The 15,924-nt window shown below is 72.2% G+C and carries 16 protein-coding genes; 12 read left to right on the top strand and 4 right to left on the bottom strand.

Annotated features, from left to right (window positions below; translation table 11 throughout):
- Window positions 1–3 precede the first annotated feature (3 nt).
- Together ACIA8F_RS37975 and ACIA8F_RS37970 are read right to left on the bottom strand one after the other, a co-directional pair.
- A complete protein-coding gene (locus ACIA8F_RS37975; RefSeq protein WP_399385612.1) occupies window positions 4–1,170 on the bottom strand; it encodes a CaiB/BaiF CoA transferase family protein in 1,167 nt (388 codons plus the stop codon).
- A gap of 104 nt (window positions 1,171–1,274) precedes the next feature.
- Window positions 1,275–1,700: an MmcQ/YjbR family DNA-binding protein gene (locus ACIA8F_RS37970; RefSeq protein WP_399385611.1), complete on the bottom strand. Its 426-nt coding sequence runs from the start codon at window positions 1,698–1,700 to the stop codon at window positions 1,275–1,277.
- A 206-nt stretch (window positions 1,701–1,906) separates the two neighbouring features.
- On the opposite strand from ACIA8F_RS37970, the gene ACIA8F_RS37965 reads away from it, so the two are divergent.
- The 3 genes from ACIA8F_RS37965 (at window position 1,907) to ACIA8F_RS37955 (ending at window position 6,980) form a co-directional block, all read left to right on the top strand.
- Window positions 1,907–3,544 (top strand): PKD domain-containing protein, encoded by a 1,638-nt coding sequence (locus ACIA8F_RS37965; protein WP_399385610.1) that lies wholly within the window; start codon window positions 1,907–1,909, stop codon window positions 3,542–3,544.
- A 272-nt stretch (window positions 3,545–3,816) separates the two neighbouring features.
- The gene (locus ACIA8F_RS37960; RefSeq protein ID WP_399385609.1) at window positions 3,817–5,445 is read left to right on the top strand and encodes a hypothetical protein; all 1,629 of its coding nucleotides are present in this window, start codon (window positions 3,817–3,819) and stop codon (window positions 5,443–5,445) included.
- A gap of 329 nt (window positions 5,446–5,774) precedes the next feature.
- The gene (locus ACIA8F_RS37955; protein ID WP_399385608.1) at window positions 5,775–6,980 is read left to right on the top strand and encodes a saccharopine dehydrogenase family protein; all 1,206 of its coding nucleotides are present in this window, start codon (window positions 5,775–5,777) and stop codon (window positions 6,978–6,980) included.
- 51 nt (window positions 6,981–7,031) lie between these two features.
- On the opposite strand, the gene ACIA8F_RS37950 is transcribed toward ACIA8F_RS37955, so the two are convergent.
- Window positions 7,032–7,712: an endonuclease V gene (locus tag ACIA8F_RS37950; protein WP_399385607.1), complete on the bottom strand. Its 681-nt coding sequence runs from the start codon at window positions 7,710–7,712 to the stop codon at window positions 7,032–7,034.
- Window positions 7,713–7,738: 26 nt separating this feature from the next.
- On the opposite strand from ACIA8F_RS37950, the gene ACIA8F_RS37945 reads away from it, so the two are divergent.
- The 3 genes from ACIA8F_RS37945 (at window position 7,739) to ACIA8F_RS37935 (ending at window position 10,541) form a co-directional block, all read left to right on the top strand.
- Entirely contained in the window at window positions 7,739–8,038 is a 300-nt protein-coding gene (locus ACIA8F_RS37945) for a YciI family protein (protein WP_399385606.1), read from the top strand.
- Window positions 8,039–8,291: 253 nt separating this feature from the next.
- A complete protein-coding gene (locus tag ACIA8F_RS37940; protein ID WP_399385605.1) occupies window positions 8,292–8,708 on the top strand; it encodes an SsgA family sporulation/cell division regulator in 417 nt (138 codons plus the stop codon).
- A 204-nt stretch (window positions 8,709–8,912) separates the two neighbouring features.
- Window positions 8,913–10,541, top strand: a complete 1,629-nt coding sequence (locus ACIA8F_RS37935) for an ABC-F family ATP-binding cassette domain-containing protein (RefSeq protein ID WP_399385604.1) — start codon at window positions 8,913–8,915, stop codon at window positions 10,539–10,541.
- Window positions 10,542–10,554: 13 nt separating this feature from the next.
- On the opposite strand, the gene ACIA8F_RS37930 is transcribed toward ACIA8F_RS37935, so the two are convergent.
- The gene (locus ACIA8F_RS37930; RefSeq protein ID WP_399385603.1) at window positions 10,555–11,022 is read right to left on the bottom strand and encodes an ATP-binding protein; all 468 of its coding nucleotides are present in this window, start codon (window positions 11,020–11,022) and stop codon (window positions 10,555–10,557) included.
- Between the two features lie 212 nt (window positions 11,023–11,234).
- On the opposite strand from ACIA8F_RS37930, the gene ACIA8F_RS37925 reads away from it, so the two are divergent.
- The 6 genes from ACIA8F_RS37925 (at window position 11,235) to ACIA8F_RS37900 (ending at window position 15,808) form a co-directional block, all read left to right on the top strand.
- On the top strand, window positions 11,235–12,086 hold the full coding sequence (locus tag ACIA8F_RS37925; RefSeq protein ID WP_399385602.1) for a helix-turn-helix domain-containing protein: 852 nt from the start codon (window positions 11,235–11,237) through the stop codon (window positions 12,084–12,086).
- Between the two features lie 67 nt (window positions 12,087–12,153).
- On the top strand, window positions 12,154–12,393 hold the full coding sequence (locus ACIA8F_RS37920) for a hypothetical protein (protein ID WP_399385601.1): 240 nt from the start codon (window positions 12,154–12,156) through the stop codon (window positions 12,391–12,393).
- A gap of 166 nt (window positions 12,394–12,559) precedes the next feature.
- Window positions 12,560–13,531, top strand: coding sequence for an acyl-ACP desaturase (locus ACIA8F_RS37915; protein WP_399385600.1), 972 nt, complete (start codon window positions 12,560–12,562; stop codon window positions 13,529–13,531).
- 72 nt (window positions 13,532–13,603) lie between these two features.
- Complete coding sequence (locus tag ACIA8F_RS37910; protein ID WP_399385599.1) at window positions 13,604–13,915, top strand: hypothetical protein; 312 nt, start codon at window positions 13,604–13,606, stop codon at window positions 13,913–13,915.
- A complete protein-coding gene (locus ACIA8F_RS37905; RefSeq protein WP_399385598.1) occupies window positions 13,908–15,113 on the top strand; it encodes a WXG100 family type VII secretion target in 1,206 nt (401 codons plus the stop codon). Before ACIA8F_RS37910 ends, ACIA8F_RS37905 begins: the two co-directional genes overlap by 8 nt.
- The gene (locus ACIA8F_RS37900) at window positions 15,110–15,808 is read left to right on the top strand and encodes a hypothetical protein (protein WP_399385597.1); all 699 of its coding nucleotides are present in this window, start codon (window positions 15,110–15,112) and stop codon (window positions 15,806–15,808) included. Before ACIA8F_RS37905 ends, ACIA8F_RS37900 begins: the two co-directional genes overlap by 4 nt.
- The last annotated feature ends 116 nt before the right edge of the window (window positions 15,809–15,924 follow it).

The following is a 15,924-nucleotide window of genomic DNA, read 5'->3' as shown; positions in this document are numbered from 1 at the left end:
CCATCAGGCGTCGGGCTCCTTCCCCGCCAGCCCCGGCACGCCCCAGTCGGCCGCCACGGACTCCGTGTGCGCGCCCGGCAGGGCGGGGCCGCCCACGGCGGGAGCCGGGGTCGCGGAGAAACGGGGCGCGGGGGCGGGCTGGGTGATCCCGGCGGCCTCGACGAAGGTGCCCCGGGCGGCCAGGTGCGGGTGGTGCGGGGCCTCGCGCAGCGAGAGCACGGGCGCCACACAGGCGTCCGTGCCCGCGAAGACGGCCGTCCACTCCTCACGGGTACGGGACTTGAAGCGCGCGGCCACGGCCTCGCGGAGCTCGCCCCAGCGGGCGAGGTCCTTGCGTGCGGGGGCCTGGTCCTTGATGCCGAGGAGCTCCACGAAGGTGTCGTAGAACTGCTGCTCCAGCGCGCCGACCGCCATGTAGCCGCCGTCGGAGGTCTCGTAGCTGCCGTAGAAGGGGCAGCCGCCGTCGAGCAGGTTGGCTCCCCGCCGGTCCTGCCAGCCGCCGGCCGCCATCATCCCGTGGATCATGGCGGTGAGGTGCGCGGTCCCGTCGACGATGGCCGCGTCGACGACCTGGCCGGTGCCGCCGGGGGTGCGGGCGTGCTGGAGGGCGGCGAGGACGCCGATGACCAGGTAGAGCGAACCGCCCGCGTAGTCGCCGACGAGGTTGGCGGGGACGGCCGGGGGCTCGCCCGGGCTGCCGATCATGCCGAGGGCGCCGGTGACGGCGATGTACGCGATGTCGTGCCCGGCGGTGTGGGCGAGCGGGCCGTCCTGGCCCCAGCCGGTCATCCGGCCGTAGACCAGCCGGGGGTTGCGGGCGTGGCAGTCGGCGGGGCCCACGCCGAGCCGTTCGGCGACCCCGGGCCGGAAGCCCTCGATGAGCACGTCGGCGCGCTCGACCAGGTCCAGGACGCGGGCCGGGCCGTCGGCGGACTTCAGGTCGACGAGGACGGAGCGCTTGCCGCGGTTGGTGATGTCGTAGGCCGGGTTCACGGCCAGCCCGCCGCCGCCGGGCCGGTCCACGCGCACCACGTCGGCGCCCAGGTCGGCGAGGAGCATGGCGGCGAACGGGCCCGGCCCGATGCCCGCCAGCTCGACGACGCGCACGCCCGCGAGCGGGCCGCCGCCGCTCCCGGGCGCGCTCCCCGTCACGTTCCCTGTCACTGCCATCGAGCCCCCAGCATCCGGTGGCACCACTGCCGCCACTGTGTGACACAACTGATGTAACACCAGTGATGCTAGGAACCTGTTCCACGGAGCACAAGAGCAAGCGCTTAGCCGGTTGGGGCGTTTCGCGCCGTGCCGGGTCCGGCGGTCCGCGCGTCGAGCTCCTTCAGGTCCCGCTTGAGCGCGACGCTCCGGTAGCTCTCCTCCACCCATTCGCACAGCACCTCGGCGGAGGGCGCCCCCTCCTCCCCCAGCGGCACGGAGACCCAGCCCGCCCTTCCCAGCCCGTACCCCGTCGGCTCCGCACCGGGCGCGGTCATCGCGTGACCGTGCAGCGCCTCGTCCTTGAGCTTCACCGAGATCCCGGGCGACGGGCCGTCGGCGTTCCCGAGGAAGACGAAGATCTTCTTGTTGACCTTCACGACGCAGTCCTCAGGACCCCACGGGAACTCCTCGCGCGCCTGGGGCAGCCCCAGGGCGAACTCCCGTACCGCTTCCCACTTGCGCACCCCAGCCTTCACGCGGACCTCCACTCACCGCGGGCCTCACCCGCTCGCACGGACCGTTCCTTCCCCACGCTAGACGGGCCGACGGCGAGGAGGCCGGAGAAATCGGACCACAGGCCCCAATCAGTGCAAACGCAAACAGATAAACCCAGGTGATCCACTGGTCGGGGGTTATGTAGTCTGAGCGGGCTTTCAGCCCTGTTGAAGGGCTCACAGACATTTGGGGGGGCTCGGTGTCTCATCGCCGACTCGTAGCATCCGCGACCATCCTCGCGGCAGGCATTTCTCTCATACCGGGGCTGGCGAACGCCGCCGACTCGGAGCCGGGCAAGGTGCAGGGGGTATCCAAGCCCGATCTGGACTCGGCCATCGAGGCCAAGACCACCAAGTTCGACAGCCCGGCCGAGCACTCGGTCAAGGTCCCCCTCGCCGGCAAGGCCAAGGCGGCCGGCAAGCTGGCCGCCTCCGAGGGGAACCCGGACCTCGCGGTGGCCCTGCACGGCACCACCTTCAACGCCCACTCGCTCGAACTGAGCATGGGCGTCACGAGCGCGGACGTCGACGTCGAGCTCACCATCGACTGGGGCGACGGCACCTCCGGCACGGCGAGCGCCCACGGCACCGAATCGGCGCAGGTGGAGCACGTGTACCGCGAGGTCGGCACGTACACGGTCAAGGTCAAGGTGACCGACGCCGTCAACAACGTCTCCGCCGAGAACTCCGTCGCCGTCACCACCGAGGGCTCGGACTTCACCCCGTACACCCCGACCCGTCTGCTGGACACCCGCGTCGCCAAGGACCCGGTCCTCGGCTACAAGTCCGCGAAGGTCAAGGTCGGCGGCTTCGGCACCATCCCGGCCGGTGTGACCGCGGTGGCCCTCAACGTCACCGTCACCAACACCTTCAGCCCCGGCCACATCACCGCCTTCGCCTCGGGCACCGAGCGTCCGACCACCTCGAACCTCAACTTCGAGCCCGGCCAGACGGTCCCCAACCAGGTCATCGTCCCGGTCGGCGCCGACGGCTACGTCGAGCTCTACAACGGCACCTGGCTGGGAGTCGACCTGATCGCCGACATCACCGGCTACTTCACCCGGTCCGCCTCCAGCGGCTACACCGCGCTCGCCCCGGAGCGCCACGTCGACACCCGGGAGGGTCTCGGCACCCGCAAGGGCCAGATCCCCGGCTACGGAACCATCAGCACCAAGATCGCGGGCAACCGCGGCGTCCCCGCCGGGGCCAAGGCCGTGGCGCTCAACGTGACGGTCACCAACCCGCGGAGCGACGGCCACCTGACCGTCTTCCCCACCGGGAAGGCCGCTCCGAACGCGTCCAACCTGAACTTCACCACGGGCCAGACCATCGCCAACTCGGTGATCGTCCCGGTCGGCACCGACGGCAAGATCAGCCTCCGCAACGGCGGCTGGAACCCGGCCGACGTGATCGTCGACGTCGTCGGCTACTACAGCCCCGACAGCGTCAGCGCGTATCTCCCCTTCGCGCCGGAGCGCGTGAAGGACACCCGCGAGAACAAGAAGCCGCTGCCCGGCCGCTACTACAGCGCCCTCGGACTCGGCGACGGCTACCCGAACACCACGGGCTTCGTGCTGAACACCACGGTGACCAACACCAAGGGTGCCGGTTTCCTCGCGGTCGCACCGGACCCGAACACCCTCGACGACTACGACAACGGGACGAACGTCCCCGTGCCGATCCCGACCTCGTCGAACCTGAACTTCACCGCGAACAAGACCGTCCCGAACCTGGTTCAGGCCGGCCGCGGGAACACCGGCGTCATCGACTTCTTCAACTGGAGCGACGCCAACATCGACCTGATCGTCGACATCTTCGGCATCTACATGGACAACTGATCCTCCGGTGGTCACCGGAGGCGGCCGTGACGGCCGCCCTCCGTGCCCACCCCGGATCACGGCGCCCCGGGAGCACGGCCGTCCAGGCCGTCTCCCGGGGCGCCCCCGCCGTACACCGGGCCAGGGAGGGCCCGCGCGTGCGGCCACCCGCGGGCCGGAAAGGCCCGGCGGGTTCTCCGGCCCTGCTCGAGGGCCGGCAGACCTACGACATTGGGGGGGGCTCGGTGTCTCATCGCCGACTCGTAGCATCCGCGACCATCCTCGCGGCAGGCATGTCTCTCATTCCGGGGCTGGCCCACGCGGCCGACCCCGCACCGGCCAAGGGCCACGGGCTCGAAGCGCCCGACGTGGACCTGAGCGAGGCGATGGCCTCCAAGACGTTCACCAGCCCTGCCGAGCGCAGTGCCAAGTCGGCGGCCCCGGCGGCCGGCAAGTCCAAGGCGGCCGGCACCCCGGGAGCGCAGGCCGCCGCCGACCCGGCTTACAAGGCCGGTCTGACGGCCAAGGCCACCAGCGCGCACGGGATAGAGCTGGAGACCGCCCTCACGGCCGCGGCCGACCAGTCCCTTCACGTCAGCATCAACTGGGGCGACCAGGGTGCGGAGGATTACTACTACACCACCGGCCCCGGGGTGGAGAAGCGACTGCACGTCTACTCCGAGGTCGGTACGTACCTCATCACCGTCACGCTCGCGGACGGCAACGGCAACTCGGTCTCGAACACGCTCTCGGTCACGACGCTCGGATCCGAGTTCACCCCGTACGCCCCGACCCGCCTGCTGGACACCCGTGACGGCACGGGCGCGCCGAAGGCCGCCGAGGTCGCCCCGTACAAGTCCACGCGGGTGAAGGTCGGCGGCAACGGCACCATCCCGGCCGGTGTGACCGCGGTGGCCCTGAACGTCACCGTCACCAACACCAACAGCGGCGGCCACGTCACCGCCTTCGCCTCGGGCACCGAGCGTCCGACCACCTCGAACCTCAACTTCGAGCCCGGTCAGACGGTCCCCAACCTGGTCATCGTCCCGGTCGGCGCCGACGGCTACGTCGAGCTCTACAACGGCGGCTGGGAGTCGGTCGATCTGATCGCCGACGTCACCGGCTACTTCACCCGGTCCGCCGCCAGCGGCTACACGGCGATCGACCCGGTGCGCCACGTGGACACCCGCACCGGTCTCGGCACCCGCAAGGGCCAGGTCGCAGGCTACGGGTCCTTCAACGCCACGATCGCGGGCGGCAACTCCGTCCCCGCAGGGGCCACCGCGGTCGCCCTCAACGTGACGGTCACCAACCCCAAGGACGCCGGCCACCTGACCGTCTACCCGGCGGGCAAGAAGGCCCCCACCGCTTCCAACCTGAACTTCAGCGGTGGCCAGACCGTCGCCAACGCGGTGATCGTCCCCATCGGCGCAGACGGCAAGATCAGCATCCGCAACGGCAGCTGGAAGGGGACCGACGTCATCGTCGACGTCGTCGGCTACTACAGCCCCACCAGCCAGGCCGCGTACGTGCCGTTCGACCCGTTCCGGCGGATCGACACCCGCGACCCCAAGCTCTGGAAGTACGGGCCGCTGCAGGGCCGCTGGTACATCTACATGAAGCTCAGCACGACGCTCCCGGGCGTCAAGGCCTACGTCATGAACACCACCGTGACCAACCCCAAGGGCGCGGGCTTCCTCGGGGTCGCCCCGGACCCGAACTCGAAGGAGGCCTACGACGGGGGCTGGGCGTCCGCGCCCGGATCTCCCAGCTCGTCGACGCTGAACTTCACGCCCGGCAAGACCGTCCCGAACCTGGTCCAGGCGAGCACGGGCTACAACGGCATCGTCGACCTCTTCAACGAGAGCGACGCGAACATCGACGTCGTCGTCGACCTGTTCGGCGTCTACGACGACTTCTAAATCCCGCCAAGCGGTGAACGCGGCCGGCACCGGCCACGGGCGGGGGGGGGGGGGCCCCCGCCCCCCCCCCCGGGCGGGGGGGGGGGGGGGGCGCCCCCCCCCCCCCCCCCCCCCCCCCCCCCCCCCCCCCCCCCCCCCCCCCCCCCTCTTCTTCGACCTGTGCGCCGAATACCACGACTCCAAACCCCCCCCCCGGGGGGGGGGCGCCCGCCCCGCCCCCCCCCCGGCCCCCCCCCCCCCCCCCCCCGGGCCGGGGCGGGGGCGCCGTCCGTCGCACCGCGGCCACCCGCTAGCCTCAGCCACCACCGACACCGTCTGGGAGGCTCCCGATGAACGCAGCTGTCCGGCACGAACCGCGCACCGCGGAACGGGAGTACGACCTCGTGCTCTTCGGAGCCACCGGCTTCGTGGGGGCGCTGACCGCCGAGTACCTCGCGGCGCACGCCCCCGCGGACTGCCGCTGGGCCCTCGCGGGACGCGACCTCGCGAAGCTGGAGCGGCTGCGCGAGCGGCTGACCGCCCTCGACCCGCGCTGCGCGGACCTGCCGCTGCTGCGCGCGGACGCCCAGGATGCCGCGGCCACCCGCGAACTGGCCGCCTCCACCCGGGTGCTGGCCACGACCGTGGGGCCGTACGTCCTGTACGGGGCCCCGCTGGTGGCCGCCTGCGCCGCGGCGGGCACCGACTACCTGGACCTGACCGGCGAGCCGGAGTTCGTGGACCGGATGTACGTCGAACACGACGCCCGGGCCCGCGAGAGCGGCGCCCGGATCGTGCACGCCTGCGGCTTCGACTCCATCCCGGCCGACCTCGGGGCGTACTTCACGGTCGGACAGCTGCCGGCCGGGGTTCCGCTGACCGTGGACGCGTTCGTGCGCTCCAACGCCCTGTTCTCGGGCGGCACCTTCACCACGGTGCTCACCGCGCTGGGCCGCGGACCGCAGAACCTGGCCGCCGCCCGCGCCCGCCGGATCCACGAGCCCCGGCTGCTGAACCGGCGGGTACGGGTGCCCGTGGGCGCGCCGCGCTTCAGCCGGGAGACCGGCACCTGGGCGCTGCCGCTGCCCGTCCTGGACGTGCAGGTCGTGGCCCGGTCGGCGGCCGCGCTGGAGCGGTACGGCCCGGACTTCCGCTACCGGCACTACGCCTCCGTACGGCACCTGCCCGTCGCCGTGGGCGGTACGGCCGCGGTCGGCGGGGTCGCCGCCCTCGCGCAGATCCCGCCGGTGCGCCAGTGGCTCGCGGGCCGCTGGGAGCCGGGCCAGGGCCCGGACGCGGAGCGGCGGGCACGGAGCTGGTTCAGCGTGCGGTTCGTCGGCGAGGGCGGCGGCCGGCGGGTCTTCACCGAGGTCTCGGGCGGCGACCCGGGCTACGGGGAGACCGCGAAGATGCTGGCGGAGTCCGCGCTCTGCCTCGCCTACGACGCCCTGCCCGAGCTCTCCGGCCAGCTGACCACCGCCGTGGCGATGGGCGACGCCCTGCTGGACCGGCTCCAGAAGGCGGGCATCCGCTTCCGGGTGGCGTCCTCCGACTGAGCCCCGGTCGCGGGCGGAGTTCGCGCGCAGGGTTCGCGGGGCGGGGCTCGCCTACTCCGCGGCTTCGCGCAGGGCCCGCCGGCACAGCGAGTCGGCGTGCCGGGTGGTCTCCGGGATCCTGAAGCGGGGACTCAGCGCCAGGGCGTGCGCGCAGGCGTTGTCCAGGGAGACCCGGTGGCCCACGGAGACGTACACGGGCTTGATCCCGTCCTGCGTGCGCAGGGCCCGCCCGACGACCGCGCCGTCGGATGCGCGCAGCGGGGAGAGGTCCCCGCGGCGGGCGCCCGGTTCCTCGTACGTGAAGGTGAACGGGTTCTTCGCCACACCGATGGCGGGCAGCCCGGTGACCACGCCGAGGTGGCAGGCGAGGCCGAAGCGGCGCGGGTGGGCCAGCCCGTAGCCGTCGCAGACGACCAGACCGGGCGTGACCGTCAGCGCCTCCAGCGCGGCGAGCACGGTCGGCAGCTCACGGAAGGCCAGCAGTCCGGGGACGTAGGGGAAGCTGACGCGGCCGACGGAGGTGGCCTCCTCGACGACCCGCAGGGTGGCGGCGTCGAGGACCACGGCCGCGGCGGCCACCAGGTCGCGCTCGTCGTCGTAGGCCACGTCCACCCCGGCAATCAGGCCTTCTCCGGGCGGGGGGCCGGTTTCGGTCAGGACGACCCGGTCGCGCAGTTCGTCCTGTATCGCCTTCGCCTCGGCCTCGTCGGCGGGGATCTTCGCTCTCGTCATAGTGGTGCGAGAGTAGCCTGGCGATCATGTTCGTCATGGAGCTCTCCTACACCGCGCCCCTCGAAGCCGTCGAAGAAGAGATGGACGCGCACCTCGCCTGGCTGGACGGCTACTACGCCGCCGGCATCTTCCTCGCCTCGGGCCGCAAGGTGCCGCGCGACGGGGGCGTCATCCTGGCCGGCGGGGTGTCCCGCAAGGAGATCGAGAGGATCGCGGCCTCGGACCCCTTCACGGTGGCGGGGGTCTGCGCCTACCGCATCACCGAGTTCCTCGCGACGAAGACCTCGTCGGACCTGGCGACGGTGCGGGAGAACCCCGCACTCTAGAGCGGTCCGGGGCCGCCTTGGGCCTGTGGAGTGAGCGGGAACCGGCCGTACTGCGGCTGCTCCGGGGCCTGCCGACAGGCTCCGGAGGCCCGTGCCACCAGTGACCCTGTGCGATCGCACAGGCGCGTTCAGGCCATTCGGTGACACAGCTCACTCCAGGTCGCGTGCACGGATTCGCCGGTTCACGCGTCTATCCCGTTGCCGGGCGCCCACCCCGCGGTCCGGCACGAGATCCGCCGCAAGGGAGCGAGCCTTGATCACTGTCATCGAGCAGGCCGTGCAGGCCCGACTGGTCGCCACCGCGCCCAAGGTCGACACCGTACCCGTCACGCTCTGCTACGACCGGTCGGATCCCTTCGCCGTCCGGATGGCCTTCCCCGCGCCCGCGACCCTCGAGGGCGTCGAGGTCTCGTGGACCTTCTCGCGGGAGCTGCTGGAGTGCGGGCTGGACCGCCCGTCCGGCTGCGGGGACGTGCGCGTGCGCCCGTACGACGCCGACCGGACCACCGTGGAGTTCCACGCCCCCGAGGGGGTCGCGATCGTGCTGATGGTGACGGCCGAGCTGCACCGCTTCCTGGAGCGGGCCTCGACGATCGTGCCGCCCGGCCTGGAGCACCTGTACCTCGACATGGACCAGAGCCTCGCCGAGCTGATGCGCGACTCCTGCTGACGCACCTGCGCACCCCGCCCCGCTCCGTTTAATTCATTTGCCCGCCGCCCCGGCCGCCCCGTAGCTTCGTGGACGCCCCATCCCCGTCGAAACGGAGCAGGACGTTGCTTCTCTGAGGTCCGAGACACCGACCCACCGCCCTGACCGCGGTCCGCTGTGTCTCCCCCGCGTTGCACTCACCACTCACGCAACCTGGAGGCCTCCATGAGTCCTGCTCCCACGTTCATCACCTGCTCCGACCTGTCCTTCGACTGGCCCGACGGGACCCCCGTCTTCGACGGGTTCCAGCTGGCCGTCGGCCCCGGCCGTACCGGCCTCATCGGGCGCAACGGCTGCGGGAAGTCCACCCTGCTGAAGCTCATCGCCGGGGAACTCACCCCGACCGAGGGCCAGTTGGCCGTGGCCGGCACCGTCGGCCAGCTTCCGCAGACCGTCACCTTCGACACCTCCCTGCGGGTGGACGAGGCGCTCGGCGTCCACACCGCCCGGGCCGCCCTGCACGCCATCGAGGCGGGCGAGGCGACCGAGGCCAACTTCACGGCCGTCGGCGACGACTGGGACGTGGAGGAACGGGCCCTCGCCACGCTCGACCAGCTCGGGCTCGGCCGCATCGGCCTGGACCGCACCACCGGCGAACTGTCCGGCGGGGAATGCGTGCTGCTCCGGCTGGCCGCCCTGCTGCTGAACCGTCCCGACGTCCTGCTGCTCGACGAGCCCACCAACAACCTCGACCTGCGCGCCCGGCGCCGGCTGTACGCGGCCGTCGAGTCGTGGTCCGGGGTGATGGTCCTGGTCAGCCACGACCGGGAACTGCTGGACCGGGTCGACCAGATCGCCGATCTGCGCGACGGCGAACTCCACTGGTACGGCGGCAACTTCACGCAGTACGAGGAGATGCTCGCGGTCGAGCAGGAGGCGGCCGAGCGGATGGTCCGGGTCGCGGAGGGCGACGTACAGCGGCAGAAGCGCGAACTGGCGCAGGCGCACGCCAAACTGGCCCGGCGCAAGCGGTACGGCCAGAAGATGTGGGACACCAAGCGCGAGCCGAAGATCGTCATGGGTGCCCGCAAGCGCGCGGCGCAGGAATCGGCGGGCAAGCACCGCATCATGCACACCGAGAAGCTGGCCGAGGCCGAGGAACGTCTCGACCAGGCGGAACTGGCGGTACGCGACGATGCCGAGATCCGGATCAAACTGCCCGCGACCCAGGTCCCCCCGGGCCGCCGCGTGCTCACCCTGAGCGCGTTGCACCCGGTTCACGGCGGGCCGGTCGCCGGCGAGTGGGAACTGCGCGGCCCGGAGCGGATCGCCCTGGTCGGGGCCAACGGCTCCGGCAAGACCACGCTGTTGCGCACGATCGCGGGGGAACTGGCCCCGCTGTCGGGCGAGTCGGTGACCCATGTCCCGGCCCGGTTCCTGCCGCAGCGGCTCGACGTCCTGGACGACGAGCGCTCGGTCGTGGAGAACGTGGCGCGGTTCGCCCCGCACGCGACGAACAACCTGATCCGGGCGCGGCTCGCGCACTTCCTGTTCCGGGGCGCGCGGGCGGACCGGCCGGCCGGCACCCTGTCGGGCGGCGAGCGGTTCCGGGCGACGCTGGCGGCGCTGCTGCTCTCGGAGCCGGCTCCGCAGCTGCTCATGCTGGACGAGCCGACGAACAACCTGGACCTGGCGAGCGTACGGCAGTTGACCGACGCCCTGGACTCCTACGAAGGGGCGCTCGTGGTGGCGAGCCACGACGTGCCGTTCCTCGAGTCGATCGGCATCACGCGGTGGCTGCTGCTCGACGAAGGGCTGCGGCCGACGACGGCCGAAGAGGTCCGCGGGCGCTGACGCGGCGTGGGCACTAGCGCGGCAAGGGCAGTAAGGCCCAGGACTTGGTGCCGCCCATCGGGGTGAGCACCGGGGTGAGTCCCCAGTCCCCGCCGCAGGCCTCGACCACCGCCGACAGCAGCCACATCCCGCGGCTGCGGCGCCGCCGGCACTCCTCGCTCGCCTCGGGCGAGGAGTGCGCGGGGTGCTGGTCGAAGACCACGATCCGCAGCGCGTCGAACTGCCAGCGGACCTTGAGCACCATCTCCTTGTCCGGCGTGAACCGGTAGGCGCAGGCCACGAGTTCGGAAGCGGCCAGGGCCGCGTTGTCGCACAGGTCGGGCAGTTCGTGCCGGACCAGGAGGGACCGCAGCGCGCCCCGGGCACTGCCCGCGCAGTGGGCGCCGCCCGGCAGGCCTATGGAGTAGCTCAGTTTCTCCGCCCCTGGCGGGGCCTGCCGGAACTCGTGGACCGACCGCAGGCCACGGAGAGTGCCCGTCATCGTGCTGCTCCAAGGTTCTGAGGTGCTGAATGCGCTGATCGCCGCGTGGTCATACAAGAGGTCGAGGTCGCCCCGTGTGAGACTTGCGCTACCGACCGTAGCGCAACGTGGTGCACAGTGCTACTACTTGTACGACGACGTGATGTTTTCTCAGGGCATTTCCGGACTCGTGAGGGTGCACCCGCATGCCCCGGCCGGAGGAGAGGGGACCTGTGCCACCGAGGAGTACGCCGACCGCACGCCAGCAGCGCCTGGGCTCCGAGCTGCGCAAACTCCGCGAGCAGTCGGGCATGACGGTGCAGCAGGCCGCGGCGCTCATGGGGGTGGACCGCACCAGGATCCCCAACATCGAATCCGGCCGGATCGCCATCGGCGCCGAGCGTGTCCGCACGCTCGCCTTCAACTACGACTGCCCCGACACAGGGCTGGTCGACCTGCTCGCCGCCATGGCCCAGGAGCGCGAGAAGGGGTGGTGGGAACAGCACCGGGGCATGCTGCCGCCCGCGCTCCTGGACATCTGCGAACTGGAGCACCACTCGGTCGCGTTGCACACCGCCGTGACCACGCACATACCCGGGCTGCTGCAGACCGAGGCGCACGCGCGGGCCGTCTTCGACACCGCCGACCCGCCGCTGCCCGAGCCCGATCTGCAGGCGCGGCTCGCCCTGCGGATGCACCGCCAGCAGGTGTTCGCCCGCGAGGCACCGCCGTCGTACGAGGCGGTCGTGCACGAGGCGGCGCTGCGGATGCAGTTCGGCGGCCCGAAGGTGGCACGGGCACAGCTCGAACACATACTGGAACGGTCGGAGCGGGCGCGTACGACCGTGCGCGTGATTCCGTTCACCGCCGGCGGGTTCCCCGGCGCCGGCCAGTCCTTCACGTACGCGGCCGCCACGATCAGCGAGCTGGACACCGTGCAGCTGGACAGTTCGCACGGTTCGATGTTGCTGGATTCGCAGATGAAGCTGCTCCGCTACCGGGGCCTGCTGGGGCGGCTGCGCTCCCTGGCGCTGCCGGCCCGCGACTCCCGCGATTTCATCCGCGCCATCGCACGGACCCTCTGACCGGGCCGGCCGCCCGGCCGGCCGACTGACCACCGAGCCGGATCCGACGAGGAGACGAGAGAACGACATGGGCACGACGACCACGACCGCGACCACCCCAGCGAGCCCGTCGGCGACGGCCGTCATCGCGTGGGACGAGGCCTTCTGCAGCGAGGGGGCGAACTGCTTCCGCTTCGGACGGGACGCCGAGGGGAAGGCGTACATCGGAACCACCGGATCCGGCGCCTACGTCACCGACTCGATCGATGCGCTCCGTGCGCTGATCACGGCCGTCAAGGCAGGAGACGCGGACCACCTGCTCGCATGACTTTGGTCCCTTCAGGCCACATCACACCCCCCTCAAACTGCATAGATAACGGGACGTAACCGGCCATAGGTCCCCTTGGGGCTTGGCTGGTCTTGATGCCGGGCTTAACCTACGACTCCGTAGGCTACGGAACCGTAGGTAATTCGCTTTGCACTCAGGAGTACCCGTGACGATCACCTCTCCCCACCTCGGCAGCTCGGAGGCGTGGACGGACGCCAAGCTGCTGTTCGCGCTGGAAGAGGTGGTCGAGAAGGAACTCAACCGCCATCTGACGGTCACCAAGGACTGGATGCCCCACGAGTACGTCCCGTGGAGCGACGGCCGGAACTTCCCGGGCTTCTTCGAGGACGGCGAAGCCTGGGACCCGCAGCAGTCCAAGGTCACCGAGATCGGCAAGATCGCGCTCGTCGTGAACCTGCTGACGGAGGACAACCTCCCCAGCTACCACCACGAGATCGCCTCCCTTTTCGGCCGCAACGGCGCCTGGGGCACCTGGGTGCACCGCTGGACCGCCGAGGAGGGCCGTCACGGCATCGTGATGCGCGACTACCTGCTGGCCTCGCGCGCCGTGGACCCGGACAAGCTCGAAGCATTCCGGATGCAGCACATGTCGGAGGGGTTCGAGTCCGACAACCGCCACTCGATGCTCCACTCCGTGGCGTACGTGGCCTTCCAGGAGCTGGCGACCCGCATCTCGCACCGCAACACCGGCCACCAGTCCGGTGATCCGGTCTGCGACCGCATGCTGGCCCGCATCGCGCAGGACGAGAACCTGCACATGATCTTCTACCGCAACCTGCTGGGCGCGGCCTTCGAGATCGCCCCGGACCTGACGATGCAGGCCGTACGGGACGTCGTGGTCGACTTCCGGATGCCCGGACACGGGATGCCCGGCTTCGAGCGGATGGCCGCGCAGATGGCGATCGGCGGGGTCTACAACCTGCGGATCCACCACGACGACGTGCTGAGCCCCGTGATCCGCTTCCTGAAGATCATGGACATCGACGGTCTCGGCCCCGACGGGCAGAAGGCCCAGGAGGAGCTGGGCCTGTTCATGAGCGGCCTGGACTCCGAGGCCCGCAAGTTCGACGAGCGGCTGGCCGCCCGCGCGGCGCGCATCGCGGCCCGCAAGGCCTGACCGGTTTCCGCTCGCTCGGGCGGGTGACGACGATTGCCCTGGCAGAGCCCCGCTCTGCCAGGGTTTCGCGTCATGACCGCCACGACGCCGCTCCAGGTCGAGATCGACCAGCTGGCCCGCCTCACCCATGCCCTGGACACCTCGCTGGCCGCGCTGCGCGAGGCCCGGCGGGAGCTGGACCACGTACGGGCCGACCAGCTCGGGACCGCGGACCTCGACGCGGCGTGCGACGGCTTCCAGGCGAGATGGGGCCACGGCACCAAGGAACTGGCCGGGCGGATCAAGACCGTACGCGAGGGCGTGCGCCGCAGCGCCGCCGAGTACGCGGAGCTCGACGAGGCCATCCGCGCGGCCTTCCGGCAGGCGGCCGCCGCCCGTGACTGACTCCCTCGCGGCCGGTTCCCCCGCGGCCGCTTCCCCTCCCGCCGGTTCCCCCTCGGGCGGCCCCTCCCCGGCCGGTCTGTCCGCCCTCGGCTTCGACCCGGCCCCCGGCAGCCCGGACGCGGTACGGGCCCTGGCGAAGAAGCTCCGCTCCTGCGCGGGCAGCCTCGCGGAGACCTCCCGCGTCGTCGACGCCCTGGTCTCCCAGAGCTCGGCCTGGCAGGGCGAGGCCGCCACCGCCTTCCGCGCCTCGCTGTCGCAGGAGCTGCCCCGCCACCTCCACGCGGCCCACACCTCCCTGGCGGAGGCGGCCCGCCGGCTGACCGGCTGGCACGACACCCTGACCGCCCACCGCAGCCTGGCCGCCGGCTACGCGTCCCGGGCCGCCGCGGCCACCACCGAGGAGGCCCTCACCGACGTCCGCCGACTGGCGCGCGAACTGGCCTCGGAGCACACGGCGGCGGCCCGCAGGGTGGCGGACACGCTGACCGCGACGGCGGAGCGGCTGGCCCCGAAGGAGCCCGGGATGCTGGAGTCGGTCTGGAACAAGATCGTCGAGGATCCGGCCGACGCCCTCTCGAACGCCGCGGCCCTTCTGGGGGCCGCCGGCGCCGGCCTCGCCCTGTTCTTCCCGCCGGCCGGGATGGCGGTCATGCTCGTCGCGGGCGGGCTCTCGCTGGCCGCCCTGACCGCGCACCTCGCGGACCCGGGCTTCCGCAAGCCGCTGACCGAGGGTTTCACCCGGGGCAGGTTCGACGCCGCGTTCTGGAAGAACGGCGTGACCCTGCTCGGCGACGGTCTCGGGGCCGTACCGGGCGTGGCCGCGGTCGCCTCGGGGGCGAGGGCCGGTACGGTCGCGGCCCGCGCGGCCATGGCGGTGCCGGAGGCCGGCGCCCTGGCGGGCGTCTCGCCGGGCGCGGGTGCCTTCGCCCGCACGACCTGGAACACGGCGGACGAGCTGCGGAAGGTGGAGAACCCGCTCTCCTCCTGGGCGCTGCGGTCCTCGACGCCCGAGGTCAGGGAGCGGGTGGGGGTGGCCGTGGCCACCACCGGTGCGGCCACGGCCGCCGCCGACTACACCGGTGACGACCAGGCCGTGGACCGCGGCTCCACCGCGGTGGACGGCACCCGCCTGGTCGTGGAGGACGGCCCGTCCACGGCCGCGAAGACGGCCCGTCTGTGGACGCTGGTGCAGCCGTGACGCCCCGCACCGTCCCGCCCGTCTGGTTCCGGCTGCCTCCCGGGTTCCACGACATCTGCCCCGCGGACCGCGCCGCCCTGGAGGAGGTCGCCGGGGCCCTGGAGGCCCTCGGCGGCTCCGGCGAGGCCGCGGGGGCGGCTGCCGGAGCCGGTGCGGGGTCGCAGCTCGCCGGGCTGATGGACTGCCTCGACGCACTCGCCGGTCAGCCCGGACTGCATCTGGTCCACACCGCGGTCGGACTCCATCCCGAGGGCCCCGAGGCCGTCTCCACCTCGCTGTTCACCCTCACGGTGCGGGCCGCGGACGAGGCCGGAGGCGGGGCCGGGTCCGGAGCCGCCGTGGCGCGGACGGCCCTGGCCCTCGCCCGCTCGGCCTCCGGGAGCGGGTCGACGCGCCGGTTCGTCGACCTGGCGTCGGGGCGGCCCTGCGCCCTGGTCAGCGGGGTCGTCCCCGCCCCCGGCACCGGCCGGGGGCTGTTCCAGGGCCGGGCCGTCACGGCCCATCCGGAGGGCCGCCACCTGTTCCTGCTCGACCTCACGAGCGCGGTGGCCGAGCACGCGGCCTCGTACACCGCCGTCCTCGAGGCGATCGCGCACACGATCGCCTTCTCCGATCCGAGGCCGCCCGGGCCGCCCGGCCCGCCGGGGCAGCCGGGCGCCGCCGGGACCTCGCGGATCCTGGAGCTGCTGGGGTGAAGCCCTCGCCGGCCCGGCCGCCCCCTAGGCCGTCTCTTTCGGATCTTGTCGGCCGAGCCCGCGGCGTCCGGTGCCGTGCCCGGGCGTGCTGCCGGGGCGTTCGCGTACTGGGCGTA

Origin of the sequence: Streptomyces sp. NPDC051563 (genome assembly GCF_044454225.1) — a bacterium.
Taxonomy (GTDB): domain Bacteria; phylum Actinomycetota; class Actinomycetes; order Streptomycetales; family Streptomycetaceae; genus Streptomyces.
This window is presented reverse-complemented; position numbering and strand designations above follow the sequence as displayed.

Excerpts from the sequence above, each read along its gene's own strand:
- ACIA8F_RS37975 (WP_399385612.1), bottom strand. The coding sequence starts at position 1,170 with ATGGCAGTGACAGGGAACGTGACGGGGAGCGCGCCCGGGAGCGGCGGC.
- ACIA8F_RS37960 (WP_399385609.1), top strand. The coding sequence starts at position 3,817 with ATGTCTCTCATTCCGGGGCTGGCCCACGCGGCCGACCCCGCACCGGCC.
- ACIA8F_RS37955 (WP_399385608.1), top strand. The coding sequence starts at position 5,775 with ATGAACGCAGCTGTCCGGCACGAACCGCGCACCGCGGAACGGGAGTAC.
- ACIA8F_RS37950 (WP_399385607.1), bottom strand. The coding sequence starts at position 7,712 with ATGACGAGAGCGAAGATCCCCGCCGACGAGGCCGAGGCGAAGGCGATA.
- ACIA8F_RS37945 (WP_399385606.1), top strand. The coding sequence starts at position 7,739 with ATGTTCGTCATGGAGCTCTCCTACACCGCGCCCCTCGAAGCCGTCGAA.
- ACIA8F_RS37935 (WP_399385604.1), top strand. The coding sequence starts at position 8,913 with ATGAGTCCTGCTCCCACGTTCATCACCTGCTCCGACCTGTCCTTCGAC.
- ACIA8F_RS37930 (WP_399385603.1), bottom strand. The coding sequence starts at position 11,022 with ATGACGGGCACTCTCCGTGGCCTGCGGTCGGTCCACGAGTTCCGGCAG.
- ACIA8F_RS37920 (WP_399385601.1), top strand. The coding sequence starts at position 12,154 with ATGGGCACGACGACCACGACCGCGACCACCCCAGCGAGCCCGTCGGCG.
- ACIA8F_RS37910 (WP_399385599.1), top strand. The coding sequence starts at position 13,604 with ATGACCGCCACGACGCCGCTCCAGGTCGAGATCGACCAGCTGGCCCGC.